We start from the raw sequence: 13,640 nt of genomic DNA, 5'->3' as shown, positions 1-13,640 counted from the left end.
TACAGCCTTAAAAATACATTATTTGGAAGTGGTGGAAATATGAGTAAAATAGGCTATGCAAGAGTAAGTACAAGGCATCAGAACCTTACAAGCCAGATGGATATGCTCGAAGACGCAGGATGCATCAAAATATTCTCGGAAAAGGTGAGTGGCAGGAAAACCGACAGGACGGAGCTTGAGAATTGCCTGGATTACATGCGGGACGGTGACACGCTGGTCATCACAAAGCTGGACAGACTCGGACGGACGACAAAACAGCTGATAGAACTGTCAACAGAGCTTGAAAAGCGCGGGATTGACCTGGAAATCATCAATATGAACGTGACGACGAAAGATCCGATGGGAAAAATGTTTTTCACGATGATGTCGGCATTTGCAGAGCTTGAAGCAAATCTGATGAGCGAACGGACAAAGAAAGGCCTGGAATCAGCGAGAGCACGCGGCAGAAACGGCGGCAGACCCGGAGTCAGCGAAGATACGAAAGCGATGATCCGGTCATTGTATGAAACACAGCAATATACAGGCAGCAAAATTGCAGAAATGGCCAGCGTATCCAGAGCAACTGTATATAAAGTTGTAAATGAATCAAAAGAACAATAAAATATCATGATGAACATGAGCCGGTCCGGATGTAAATGCCAGACCGGCTGTTTTAATTGAGTTCGGAGCTCATTGAGAGGAGCCGTTTATTTTTCACAATAAAGTTTACATAATATATATTATGGGAAGTTATGGGTGTTCGCAAAAGAGGGCCCTACGCCGGTGATACATGTCTTTTATTGATCATATTTAGACTGTCTGTAAACCCGGCTGTTCTGCAGATGATAATATTTTCATTACAGTCAGCTGTTCTGTATTTATATGGTCTCCTGTGTGTTCCGTAATATAATCTAACTGTCGATTTCATTTGAATCCAGGCTGTAATGCATTATCATTACGAATTTCACACACATAATATTACAAATTACACCATTATCGATGTCCGCTTTCTGTCTGTTCCAATCCGTCATGGATCAGTTATGTTTACTGCATATATCCCGGGTGAATTATGATAACTATATGAATCTCCCTTTTTGTCAGGAGGATTATTTCCTATGAAGACCTTTATGGATACCCTAAAGAAGTTCTTTACGAGCAGTACATCGACAGCCAGTCGTAAAGTTGTTGCAGTATATGTCATATTTCGTGTAATTGCTGTTGTGAATCTTGTCAATCAGATAATATTCATGCAGGAATGGGGAGATATATTCATACTTGCACTGACACTCGCTTTGTTCACCATCCCACTCCTTGTCGAGCGTGTGTTCAACATCGTCATTCCTAATCTCCTGGAGCTCATAATTATAATATTTATTTTCAGTTCTACAGTTCTCGGGGAGTTGGGTGATTTCTACGGTTATATACCGGCCTGGGATACGGCGCTTCACACCCTCAACGGCTTTTTGGCTGCAGGCGTCGGTTTTTCACTCATCTATCTCTTGAACAAGAATGCCGAAGGTATCGATCTGACGCCACTTTTTCTTGCAATAGTGACTTTCTGCTTTTCCATGACCGTCGGTGTCCTATGGGAATTCTTTGAGTATTACGCCGACCGCACTATGGGGCTCGATATGCAGAAAGACAGGATTGTACAGGTGGTCAACAGTGTGGACCTCGGCGAGGAGAATGGTGCTGTCCACCAAGTCGGAGGCATAGAACGCACCATCATAGAAAGCCGGGATGATTCCGGCAGCACCACCCGGACTGTCATTGAAGGCGGCTATCTTGATATAGGCGTGAGGGATACCATGAAGGACCTGCTGGTCAATCTGATCGGCGCGGTCGTCTTCAGTGTCTTCGGCTATCTGTACGCCAAATATGATCGGCAGAAATACCGGTTCGTCAGGAATTTCATTCCTACGAGAAGAAAATGACTCCACCCGCCCTCTTTGCGTGTCATTGAAAATAAGCTGCCGGTTACGGCAGCTTATTTTCATCTCTTCTTTTTGCCGCGTTTTTCATCTGCAGCATCCTCTGTGTGCTGCTCAGCCATTTCCCTTTGGGCAACTTCTTTCTTCTTCCGCCTGCCCCTTGTATAGAACCACATCAGGATACTGACCAATAAAGACAATATTCCAAGGAAAACGGCGTATCCCGCCAGTGCCTCCCAATTCGTCGTTTCCATGAAATTCGGAATGACGAATGCGGCAAGGATCATCACAACAAAAGTCAATATGGGGATGATGAAATATTTCTTCAAAGTCAATGGCACCAGTGCACTGAGTATCAGCACCGTCAATATGCTGATAATATAAAAACTGATATCCTGGATCATCATATTCACCTCGCTTCATAATAATATTCTCGCAACGGCAATAATTAAAACATAATATATCACCTATTAATGATTTAAATTTTTTGAATTTTCATGTATAATCAAGTTATTACTTCGGTTCTCGAAACTTAAAGGAGTGTTTACATTAATGGAAGAACTTAAATCCAGAAGTCAGGTTGAAGAAAAGCATACATGGAATCTGTCGGATCTTTTCCCGTCGGATGAGGCATTTTATGAGGCTGTACAATCGTTCAGACCCCGTGTGGCGGATTTTTCCGGACGTTACGCCGGTAAATTGACGGATGCCGCGACTGCAGCCGGGGCAATCAATGAATTGAAGTCTCTGGTCGAAGCTTTTGTGCCGATCGGAACCTATGCGAGCCTGAGTTTGTCTGCCGATCAGAGTGATGCAGGATCACAGAAGCTGAGTTCAGCATCCTCGAATGCAGCTACATATTTCAGCAGTGAAACGAGCTTTGTCAAAAGTGAACTTCTGGCATTGGATGAATCGGTGCTCGGGGACATCAAAGTACAGGCGCCCGACCTTTCCGTATTCATCGATGACCTGTTGAGGCAGAAGCCGTATCAGCTGCATCCCGAGGTAGAGAAAGTGCTTGCCTCCTACTCTTCTGTGTTCAACGGCCCCTATGAACTTTACAACAAGACGAAGCTGCTTGATATCGACTTCGGCACTTTTGAGGCAGATGGTGTGGAAATCCCCCTCTCCTACCTGTCATTCGAAGGTAATCTCGAAGGTCATGAAAATACGGAAATCAGACGGAATGCATTCCGGGCTTTCAGTGATAAGCTCCGGGAATACCAGCATACGACGGCCGGTACCTACAACCTTCAGCTGAAGAAGGAAAAGACGACTTCCGACTTGCGGGGGTTCGATTCTGTAATCGACTATCTGCTTCACGGACAGAAGGTGGATCAGGAATTGTATCATCGTCAGATCGACATGATCATGAGCGATTTGGCACCGCACATGAGACGGTATGCGAAGCTGCTGAAACGCGTCCATGGGCTGGATACGATGAAATATGAAGACCTGAAGATGTCCCTGGATCCCCGGTCGGAACCTGAAATCAGCATCGAAGATTCACGCAGGTACATCAATGATGCGCTGGCCATCATGGGAGACGATTATCTCGGGATGGTCAATCGTGCCTACGATGAGCGCTGGATTGATTTCGTGAAGAATAAAGGGAAGTCCACCGGAGCATTCTGCTCGAGTCCATACGGTACACATCCATATATACTGATTTCATGGACATCACTCATGACGGAAGTATTCGTTCTCGCACATGAACTCGGCCATGCCGGACATTTCTATAATGCAAACCGTGAACAGAATGTATTCGATGCAAGGAGCTCGATGTATTTCATCGAGGCACCGAGTACGATGAATGAGATGCTGATGGCCAATCATCTGCTCGAGAACTCGGATGATCCGAAATTCAAGCGCTGGGTGATCAGTTCAATCATTTCCAGGACATACTATCATAACTGTGTGACCCACCTGCTTGAAGCTGCATACCAGCGCGAAGTCTACAGAATGGTGGACAATGATGAGAATGTGTCCGCCGATGATCTGAACACATTGAAACGCCGGGTCATCGGGGAGTTCTGGGGAGATGATGTGGAAATCACGGAAGGTGCAGAACTCACATGGATGAGGCAGCCGCACTACTACATGGGCCTCTATCCATACACTTACTCCGCCGGACTGACCATTGCCACTTCAATGAGCAAACGTGTACTTGCTGAAGGGCAGCCGGCAGTCGATGACTGGCTCAAAGTGCTGAAAGCAGGCGGTACAAAATCACCGGTGGAACTTGCGCAGATGGCGGGTGTCGACATCACTACAGATAAACCGCTCAGGGAAACGATCGGTTACATCGGCGAACTGGTGGATGAACTGGAAAAACTGACAGAAGAAATAGAAGGATGATTGAAAATGCCTGGCCGGGAACTCCCGGCCAGGCATTAATGTTCTACTGTTCTTTCATATTCGTTTCTGTGGCTGTCTGCTCTATCCTGCCCTCTTTCATCAGCCGGCCGAGGGCGCGTTTGAATGCACCTTTTGACATGTTGAACGCCTCTTTGATGTCCTCCGGGGAGCTTTTGTCATTGAGCGGCATGGAACCGCCGTTCTTAGTAAGGTAATCGAGTATCCTCTCACTGTCGTCGTCCATCTTCTTATATGCCTGTTTGAGGAAGGAACCGTTGATCTCGCCCTCATCATTGATGCCAATCACCCTGAATTTCTTCAGTTCGCCGAGTCTTGGCTCCTCTTCCCGTTCGGACTCATGAACGAATACCTTTCTGCCGTCGTCAGTCAGCAGGAATGTCCCTACTTTCAACAATCTGTACGGCCGCCCTTCCAGCCATTTGTTCTTCAGTTCTGCAAAGTCTTCTTTTTTAAGGGGCGTGAAGCGCTCCGCAACTTCATTTTCCGGGATCAGGCGGCCGTACAGCTGATTGTCGCTTTCGGCTCTCAATTTCATATAGATTTCGTCGCCCTCTTTTGGCCATACTGACTTCAGCTTGGGAAGGTCGATCCAGGGTACGAGGATTTCCCTCGGCGCACCGATATCCACATATGCACCGTCACGGTTGACTTCCGATACCTTCGCAAACCCGTATTTATCAATACCGACAGGCGGAACAACCGGCGCGGCAAACAGTTCACCGCTGCGGTTCGGATAGATGAATGCGCTGACTTCCTCACCGATTTCATACTCTTCATCAGATGCCGAAGCATTCATGCGGATATACGTATCCTCCTCCGTCTTGAGATGATACGTCGATCCTTCTTTTTTGATCACTTCCAAAAATTGTACTGTACCTGAAATGTGTTCCATTGATTATCTCCTTATTGTTGGATGGATTCTATGATTTCGGTCATATCCCTGTTAAATACGAGCGAAGCGTCCCGGTCGAATGGTGTCGGGTCTTTATTGATGATGATGAAATGCTCCCCGTTGAAATAACCGGTCATCGCGGCTGCCGGGTTGACGACCAGTGATGAACCGAGGACGACGAGGACATCTGCGTTTGATATTTTATCAATCGCGGAGAATATCGCCTGTTCGTTGAGCATCTCACCATAAAGGACGATGTCGGGCCTCAGTACTCCGCCGCAGCTGCAGTGCTTCATATCCTGTGTCATTACCGTTTCCTTGGTGAACTGCCGGCTGCAGCTGACGCAGTAGAAGCGGTTCAGCGTCCCGTGCAGCTCATCGACATGTCTGCTGCCGGCATCAGAGTGGAGGCCGTCGATGTTCTGTGTAATGACACCCGCAGACCGCCCTTCCTTTTCAAGTTCTGCAATATATTCATGAACGATGTTCGGTGCTTTATCAGCCAATAAAAGCCGCTTTCTGTAAAACTCTATGAAACTTTCCGGGTTGTCATTCAGATGGTCGGCACTGAGCAGATATTCCGGCGAATGGCCTTCTTCAGATATTTCATCAAACAGGCCGCCCATGCTCCTGAAGTCAGGGATGCCGCTTTTTACAGAGACGCCGGCCCCTGTAAAGAACACGATGCGGCGACCTTCATTCATTATCTCTTTGAATCGTCGCAAATCGGTATCCATAGGTAACAAGCCTCCTCGAATTATATTTCAATGGTACCATAAATGTGGTATCATCGCTTAAGAATATCATTAAAGGAGAATGCCTATGCTACAGGTTACTGATGTGAGTCTCAGATTTGGTGACCGCAAGTTGTTTGAAGATGTAAATATTAAATTCACCCCGGGGAACTGCTATGGTCTGATAGGTGCCAACGGCGCCGGGAAATCGACTTTTCTGAAGATATTATCCGGAGAAATGGATGCTCAGACAGGACATGTCAGCATGGGGAAAGATGAGCGGCTCGCTGTACTGAAGCAGGATCATTTCGGATACGAAGATCAGCGTGTACTCGATGTCGTACTGATGGGTTACACGAAACTGTGGGAAATAATGAAGGAAAAGAACGAAATATACATGAAGCCCGATTTTTCCGATGAAGACGGCATCCGTGCAGCGGAGCTTGAGGGAGAATTCGGAGAGATGGGCGGCTGGACTGCCGAAGCGGATGCAGAAGGCCTGCTCCATGGCCTCGGCATCGGCCCGGAGCTGATGGACAGCCAGATGTCGGAACTTGAAAACAATCAGAAGGTCAAAGTGCTGCTCGCCCAGAGCCTGTTCGGCAATCCTGATGTCCTTCTGCTCGATGAGCCGACCAACGGGCTGGACATTGAAGCCATCCAGTGGCTGGAAGATTTCCTGATCGACTTTGAAAACACAGTGATTGTCGTGTCCCACGACAGACACTTCCTGAATAACGTATGTACACATATCGCCGACCTCGACTTTGGAAAGATTCAGCTCTATGTCGGCAACTATGATTTCTGGTACCAGTCCAGCCAGCTGGCCCAGCAGATGGCGCAGGAACAGAACAAGAAGAAGGAAGAGAAAATCAAGGAGCTCAAGGACTTCGTGGCACGCTTCAGCGCCAATGCCTCAAAATCCAAGCAGGCAACAAGCCGCAAGAAGATGCTCGACAAGATCGAGCTCGATGATATCAAACCTTCTTCAAGGAAGTATCCGTACGTCAAGTTCACACCTGAACGTGAAATCGGGAACGATCTTCTCTATGTCAATGGACTGTCCCACACTGTCGACGGTGTCAAAGTGCTGGATAACGTGAGCTTCACTCTGAACCCATATGATAAGACAGTGCTGATCGGCCACAGTGAAATTGCCCGCACTACCCTCCTCCGCATCCTTGCCGGTGAAATCACTCCCGACGAAGGTGAAGTGAGATGGGGTGTGACGACTTCCCAGAGTTATATGCCAAAGGACAACAGCAAATATTTCGACGGCGTCAACACGAGCCTTGTGGACTGGCTGCGCCAGTACGCACCGCCTGAAGAACAGACGGAAACTTTCCTGAGAGGGTTTTTGGGACGGATGCTGTTCAGCGGAGAAGAAGCCAAAAAGAAAGCAAACGTCCTTTCCGGCGGAGAGAAAATGCGCGCAATGCTTTCCCGCATGATGCTGTCCCAGGCGAATGTCATCATGCTTGACGAACCGACGAACCATCTGGATCTTGAAAGCATCACTGCGGTGAATGAAGGACTCAAAAACTTTAAAGGTTCCATCATCTTCACTTCATATGACTTCGAGTTCATCAACACGATCGCTAATAAAGTTCTTGAAATCGAGAAGACAGGTGCGATCGTCAAAGAGACGACATATGAAGAATACCTCCGTGATAAAGGCCTGATCAGGAACTGAGTTTTTAGACTATTATACAAAATTTCAACAAATGAGTTTACAGAACCATGAGTTGTATGTATAATGACATTTATAATTAAATAGCAAATATGGATGAGGCGCATCAATCATCAGTAACCGCTTTTGACAGTCTGCGAACTGGAGCGTGTGAAAGGGTGCGATGCCGAAATGGTTTCCTGTTGCAGCAGGGTTCCGTTGGATCTGGTGGTTAAGAGCTACAGGTTTGTCATTATTTTTTGAATAATGGAGTGCATCACTTGTAGATAAATTCAGAACAAGTCCGGCATTCCGCCGGGCTTGTTTTTTTATTGAGTGAGTGCCTTCTATTACAGGAGGACATATGGAAAACAGTGTTTTGAAATTTGGAGGTACTTCAGTTGGAGATTTTGATAAGATCAGAGAAATTGCCGTATCCCTCAGGGACCGGGCAATTCTGGGCGAGAAACTCATTGTTGTAGTCAGCGCGATGGGCGGGACGACGGACGAACTGCTTTCCAATGTGAAAAGCCTCTCCCCCGCCCCGAAAGACGATCATATTGCCCTTCTCGTCACAACCGGTGAGCAGCAGACGATCTCCTATCTTTCGATAGTGCTTGAGAATCTTGGTGTAAAGACAAAGGCGATGACAGGCTTCCAGGCAGGCATCAAAACGTTCGGCAGCCATATGAAAAGCAGGATATCAGGGGTGGACAAAGCGTGTCTGCTAAGTGCACTGCAGGAAAACGATGTACTGGTTGTCGCGGGATTCCAGGGAGTCAACGAACAGAATGAAATCACAGCCCTGGGGCGCGGCGGCTCCGATACTACTGCAGTGGCAATTGCAGCAAGCTGCGGGATGCCCTGCGAAATCTATACGGACGTCGACGGTGTCTACGCAACAGATCCGAGAGTATATGAACAGGCAAAACGGATTTACAGCATTTCCTACGATGAGATGATGGAAATGAGCGCTCTCGGTGCGGGAGTCCTGGAAACACGGAGTATCGAGATTGCGAAGAACCATTCCATCCCGCTGTATCTGGGAAAAACATTATCGGAAGAGGAAGGAACATGGATTATGCAGGAGACCAAAGTGCTCGAAAGGAAAGCGGTGATCGGCGCCGCTTTGGATGAAGATATCATCCATGCAACTATTTTTGAACCGCGTGCTGAATCGACGCTGATTTTCGATCTCTTTAAGAAATTCGATGAGGAATCCATCAATGTGGATATGATTTCACAGATGTCAGGGAGTAAAGGCTTCCAGTTGTCATTTACAGTGAAGGATGCTGAATCGGTCCGTCTGGATCAGATATTCGCTGAGACAAGGCTGTTTCACCCTGACATGTCGCTGACAATGGAGACGGGGTATTGCAAGGTCTCCATCATCGGTTCGGGGATGCGGGACATGTCTGGTGTTGCCTCGACAGCTTTCATGGCACTTAATGACTCAGGCATCAGGTTTTATCAGACAACGACATCCGAGATCAGCATTTCCTATGTCGTTGATAAAGAACATGGTAAAGGTGCAGTGGAATCACTTGCCGCCGCATTTGATCTATAAATCAGGAGGAGAATGTTAATGGTGAAAGTAGCGATTGTAGGAGCAACAGGTGTTGTCGGAACAAAAATGATCGAGATGTTTGAGCAGTATGGTATCAAGGCGGATGAACTCACGCTGCTGTCCTCAGCCCGTTCAGCCGGAAAGAGCCTTCAGGTTATGGGTGAAGAGCTGACAGTACGGGAACTGACTGAAGAAACGCCGAAACAGGGGTTCGATTATGTAGTGATGAGTGCCGGAGGCTCCACGAGCAGGCAGTTTGCCCCACTGTTTGAAGAGAACGGCTCAATCGTCATCGACAACTCCAGCCAGTGGCGGATGCATGAGGATATCGACCTGATAGTGCCTGAGATAAATGCCCCTAAGCTTGGCAGGAAGATCATCGCGAATCCGAACTGTTCAACGATACAATCCGTTGTGGCACTCCAGCCCTTAAAGGAACAATTTGGTCTGAAACGTGTCAATTATACAACTTATCAGGCAGTATCAGGCTCAGGTTCCGGCGGCCTCAGGGATCTCGAAGAAGGCGCCAGGGGGAAAGCACCGACGACCTACCCCCACCCGATCCATGACAATGTACTTCCGCACATCGATGTGTTTCTTGAAAATGGCTATACAAAAGAAGAACAGAAGATGATTGATGAAACCAGAAAGATACTTGAGCTGCCGGACCTCGCGGTGTCGGCCACTTGTGTCAGGGTTCCGGTATCGAACTCTCACAGTGTCCATATGAACGTGACTCTTGAAAATGATGCAACGGAGGAAGAAGTAAGGGATGCATTCAGGAATATCCCTCATATCACGCTTGTGGACAACCCTGAAAACAACGAGTATCCAACGCCTCTTGAGTCTACGGGAAGATCGGAAGTGTTTGTCGGCCGGGTCAGACGGGATGATTCCTTAGAGAATACATTCCATGTATGGTGCACTGCGGATAATATACTGAAAGGCGCCGCACAGAATTCAGTCCAGATTCTCAAACAAATTATGGAAAGGGAGTAATTCAGTATGAATACTGTAATTTTCGAAGGTATTGGAGTTGCAATGACTACGCCGTTCCGAAATGACGTAATCGACTACGGGGCATTCAGGAATCATATTGAGTATTTGATTGAAAATGATGCGCAGGCACTCATCATCAACGGCACGACCGGAGAATCCCCCACTTTACGGGCGGAGGAAATCCGGGAACTGCTCCGTGTCGGTGTAGAGACTGTAGACGGCCGTGTCCCTGTCATCGCCGGAACCGGCACGAATTCGACGAGCGCTTCCATCGAACTGACGAAATACGCTGAAAAAATCGGTGCGGACGCAATCATGCTCATCACCCCCTACTACAACAAAAGCAACCAGCGGGGGCTGGTACGCCACTTCACGGCGATTGCTGATAATACAGAGCTGCCGGCTGTACTGTACAATGTACCGGGAAGAACCGGCATGACAATTGAGCCGGAAACAGTGCGTGAGCTGAGCGCTCACAGGAACATCGTCGCCCTGAAAGATGCGGTGGGAGACCTTGAATATACCAGGGAGGTCCTGGCGCTTACAGAAAATCAGGATTTTGTGCTCTACAGCGGCAATGACGATAATATGCATGATTTCGTGAAACTGGGCGGCAAAGGACTCATCTCAGTGGTTGGCAACATCATCCCCGGCGAACTGCAGGATGTCTATGAACGGATTCAGAATGGCGATGCGTCGGCACAGGACAGATTCAACCGCGTAATGCCGATGATCAGTGCAGTACAGGTTGATGTAAACCCAATTCCGGTCAAGGCCATGACTGCAGAGCTCGGATACGGGAACAACGAACTGAGACTGCCTCTCATCCCACTCGAGAACGATGCACTGGATGAAGTCATCGAAACGCTCAGACAGTTCAGGGAGGGAACGCTCGTATGAAGATTCTTCTCATAGGCTACGGCACAATGAACAGGATTACAGCGAGACTTGCCGAAGAGGAGGGCCATGAAATTACCGGTGTCATTTTAAGGGACAAAGAACGGGATGTACCCTATGCTGCGTTCGAATCGATTGACGCCGCGGATGCCGATGTGGCAATTGATTTTTCACATCCGGATCTCATACTGCCCCTGCTTGAAGATGAAGTGAAAACACCGCTCGTCATCGCCACGACCGGTGAGAAAGAAAAGATCATCGACAGCCTGAAGAAAAAAAGCACCGATACACCGGTATTCTTCAGTGCCAATATGAGCTACGGTGTCCATGTCATGAACGAGGTGCTGAAAAAAGCCCTGTCGATGCTGGATGAATTCGATCTTGAAATGGTAGAACGCCATCACAACAGGAAAGTGGATGCACCGAGTGGCACACTGGTGAAACTTCTGGATACTGCAATGGACCATCGTGATGGCAGCTATCCTGTCTATGACAGGTCCAGTGTCCACGAAAAGAGAAAACCTGAAGAGATAGGTGTCAGTGCAATCCGGGGCGGTTCGATTGTCGGCACTCATGATGTTATTTTTGCAAAAGATGATGAAGTGATTGAAATCAGGCATCAGGCGCAGTCAAAAGAAATATTTTCAAATGGCGCCCTGAAAGCGGCAAATGAACTGATAAAGCATTCAGATGGATTTTATGACTACAATAATTTATTCGAGGAGAGATAGTACAATGGAAAACTTTACAGCAGAGGAAATCATCCAGTATATCAGCGATGCGCACAAGGTGACACCGGTGAAGGTCTATGTAAATGGTAATTTTGAAGGTGTCACCTTCCCTGATACACTGAAAGTGTTCGGCAGTGAAAATTCCAAAACAGTTTTCGGAGATTATGCAGACTGGAAAGTTTTCCAGGATACTAATGAAGATATCATTGAAGATGTGGAAATAGAAATGGACAGAAGGAATTCAGCAATTCCATTGAAAGATCTCTCAGCGACAAATGCACGTGTCGAGCCCGGGGCTTTCATCCGTGAAAATGCTGTGGTCGAAGACGGTGCGGTCGTCATGATGGGTGCAACGATAAACATCGGCGCAATCGTCGGAGAAGGTACAATGGTCGATATGAATGCATCCCTCGGTGGACGTGCAGTCACCGGCAAGAATGTACATGTCGGTGCAGGTGCCGTCCTTGCAGGCGTCATTGAACCGCCGAGTGCCTCCCCTGTAGTCATCGAAGACGATGTTCTGATTGGTGCAAATGCAGTAATTCTGGAAGGTGTCAGAGTCGGTGCAGGTGCCATCGTTGCTGCGGGCGCAATTGTCACTGATGATGTACCTGCCGGCGCGGTAGTTGCAGGTACACCGGCCAAAGTGATCAAGCAGTCCCAGGATGTTGACAGTTCGAAACGTGAAATCGTCTCAGCATTGAGGAAATTAAATGACTGATCTTGATTTTGCAGTCACCCACCGGAGGCTGCTGCATCAGATTCCGGAAACAAGCATGGAAGAAGTTCAGACAACGGCACATATCATCAGATTCCTCGATGAATTGAATATTCCATATGAACGCCCCCTGGAGACAGGGGTCGTTGCATATATGGACGGGAATTCAGACCGTACATTCGCCTTCAGGGCGGACATTGATGCACTGCCCATCCATGAAGAGAATGATGTGGAATTCAGGAGCAGGACTGACAACAGTATGCATGCATGCGGCCATGACGGCCATACCACAGCCCTGATGCTCTTTGTGAAGAGGTGCAGGATTTTAAAGGAAAGAGGGGCCCTCCCCCATAATGTTGTCTTCATATTCCAGCCGTCCGAAGAAACGGCTGCCGGGGCGGATCAGCTGCTCAGATCCTGGACGCCCAGGGGGGAAGTGGAAGCCGTTTTTGGCATCCACCTTATGCCGGATGAAGATGAGGGGAAAGTCATGCTCAGGGACGGATCCATCACAGCAAGCGCCACTGAATACCGTTTCCATATAGCCGGTGAATCCAGCCATGTCGCTTCAAAGCATCAGGGTATATCGGCCGTAGAAGTGCTGATGCACCTGTCGACCCAGATTTCACAGCTGCAGCATTTCCATCTGGACGGACTCAACAGGAACATCGTCCATATAGGTAATATGACTGCGGGGGAAGCGATAAACACGGTTGCAAGCCGGGGCTATCTCGAAGGTACAATCAGAACTTATGTACCTGAAGATCTTAAAGTGATAAAAGACCGGCTGCAGCTGCTGGCTGAAACGGCGGGAACTCTTTTTGGTGCAGAAGTAAACGTGACATTCAATGAAGGCTATCCGCCGGTGATGAATGACGCATCACTCAGAAGTACGGTGGACGAAGCTTTGGGGAATTTGAAGATGGAAGCTGTCGATAAGGACAAGCCCTATCTTTTCGGGGAGGATTTCAGTTTCTATAATAAACTCGCCCCCTCCTATTTTGTGTTTTTCGGAAGCAGGAACGAAGATAAAGGATATACAGGGAGTCTGCATACATCTACATTCAACTTTGATGAAAAAGTGCTCGTGGATGTGGCGGACTACTACGAATCCATATTAAACAATCTGTAAAGGAAGTGCTTC

13 protein-coding genes and 1 riboswitch are annotated in these 13,640 nt (G+C 47.8%); of the genes, 10 read left to right on the top strand and 3 right to left on the bottom strand.

Features of this window, described 5'->3' with window-relative positions; all coding sequences use genetic code 11:
• The first annotated feature begins 39 nt into the window (after positions 1 to 39).
• Together WN59_RS02175 and WN59_RS02170 are read left to right on the top strand one after the other, a co-directional pair.
• Positions 40 to 600 (top strand): recombinase family protein, encoded by a 561-nt coding sequence (locus WN59_RS02175; protein ID WP_046511854.1) that lies wholly within the window; start codon positions 40 to 42, stop codon positions 598 to 600.
• A 494-nt stretch (positions 601 to 1,094) separates the two neighbouring features.
• Entirely contained in the window at positions 1,095 to 1,913 is an 819-nt protein-coding gene (locus WN59_RS02170) for a hypothetical protein (RefSeq protein WP_231577062.1), read from the top strand.
• Positions 1,914 to 1,972: 59 nt separating this feature from the next.
• Here WN59_RS02170 and WN59_RS02165 read toward each other — a convergent pair whose 3' ends face one another.
• A complete protein-coding gene (locus tag WN59_RS02165) occupies positions 1,973 to 2,317 on the bottom strand; it encodes a hypothetical protein (RefSeq protein ID WP_046511851.1) in 345 nt (114 codons plus the stop codon).
• A 145-nt stretch (positions 2,318 to 2,462) separates the two neighbouring features.
• On the opposite strand from WN59_RS02165, the gene pepF reads away from it, so the two are divergent.
• Complete coding sequence (gene pepF, locus WN59_RS02160; protein WP_046511848.1) at positions 2,463 to 4,268, top strand: oligoendopeptidase F; 1,806 nt, start codon at positions 2,463 to 2,465, stop codon at positions 4,266 to 4,268.
• Positions 4,269 to 4,311: 43 nt separating this feature from the next.
• Here the strand turns inward: pepF and WN59_RS02155 are convergent, their stop codons facing one another.
• Both WN59_RS02155 and WN59_RS02150 read right to left on the bottom strand, forming a co-directional pair.
• On the bottom strand, positions 4,312 to 5,181 hold the full coding sequence (locus tag WN59_RS02155; RefSeq protein WP_046511844.1) for a CvfB family protein: 870 nt from the start codon (positions 5,179 to 5,181) through the stop codon (positions 4,312 to 4,314).
• A gap of 11 nt (positions 5,182 to 5,192) precedes the next feature.
• On the bottom strand, positions 5,193 to 5,918 hold the full coding sequence (locus tag WN59_RS02150; RefSeq protein WP_046511842.1) for an NAD-dependent protein deacylase: 726 nt from the start codon (positions 5,916 to 5,918) through the stop codon (positions 5,193 to 5,195).
• A gap of 85 nt (positions 5,919 to 6,003) precedes the next feature.
• Here WN59_RS02150 and WN59_RS02145 point away from each other — a divergent pair, with 85 nt between their 5' ends.
• The 7 genes from WN59_RS02145 to WN59_RS02115 all read left to right on the top strand — a co-directional run bounded on the left by WN59_RS02145 (position 6,004) and on the right by WN59_RS02115 (position 13,628).
• Positions 6,004 to 7,608, top strand: coding sequence for an ABC-F family ATP-binding cassette domain-containing protein (locus WN59_RS02145; RefSeq protein ID WP_046511837.1), 1,605 nt, complete (start codon positions 6,004 to 6,006; stop codon positions 7,606 to 7,608).
• A gap of 85 nt (positions 7,609 to 7,693) precedes the next feature.
• A riboswitch (Lysine riboswitch) is annotated at positions 7,694 to 7,870 on the top strand.
• Positions 7,871 to 7,948: 78 nt separating this feature from the next.
• Positions 7,949 to 9,151, top strand: a complete 1,203-nt coding sequence (locus tag WN59_RS02140; RefSeq protein ID WP_046511835.1) for an aspartate kinase — start codon at positions 7,949 to 7,951, stop codon at positions 9,149 to 9,151.
• A gap of 18 nt (positions 9,152 to 9,169) precedes the next feature.
• On the top strand, positions 9,170 to 10,150 hold the full coding sequence (locus WN59_RS02135) for an aspartate-semialdehyde dehydrogenase (RefSeq protein ID WP_046511832.1): 981 nt from the start codon (positions 9,170 to 9,172) through the stop codon (positions 10,148 to 10,150).
• Between the two features lie 6 nt (positions 10,151 to 10,156).
• The gene (dapA, locus tag WN59_RS02130; protein WP_046511829.1) at positions 10,157 to 11,050 is read left to right on the top strand and encodes a 4-hydroxy-tetrahydrodipicolinate synthase; all 894 of its coding nucleotides are present in this window, start codon (positions 10,157 to 10,159) and stop codon (positions 11,048 to 11,050) included.
• Complete coding sequence (gene dapB / locus WN59_RS02125; protein ID WP_046511825.1) at positions 11,047 to 11,778, top strand: 4-hydroxy-tetrahydrodipicolinate reductase; 732 nt, start codon at positions 11,047 to 11,049, stop codon at positions 11,776 to 11,778. Before dapA ends, dapB begins: the two co-directional genes overlap by 4 nt.
• 4 nt (positions 11,779 to 11,782) lie before the next feature.
• Positions 11,783 to 12,499 (top strand): 2,3,4,5-tetrahydropyridine-2,6-dicarboxylate N-acetyltransferase, encoded by a 717-nt coding sequence (gene dapD, locus WN59_RS02120; RefSeq protein WP_046511821.1) that lies wholly within the window; start codon positions 11,783 to 11,785, stop codon positions 12,497 to 12,499.
• A complete protein-coding gene (locus WN59_RS02115; protein WP_046511817.1) occupies positions 12,492 to 13,628 on the top strand; it encodes a M20 metallopeptidase family protein in 1,137 nt (378 codons plus the stop codon). The genes dapD and WN59_RS02115 overlap by 8 nt, the downstream gene beginning before the upstream one ends.
• Positions 13,629 to 13,640: the final 12 nt, after the last annotated feature.

It is taken from the genome of Salinicoccus sediminis (genome assembly GCF_000986795.1).
Lineage (GTDB): Bacteria > Bacillota > Bacilli > Staphylococcales > Salinicoccaceae > Salinicoccus > Salinicoccus sediminis.
This window is presented reverse-complemented; position numbering and strand designations above follow the sequence as displayed.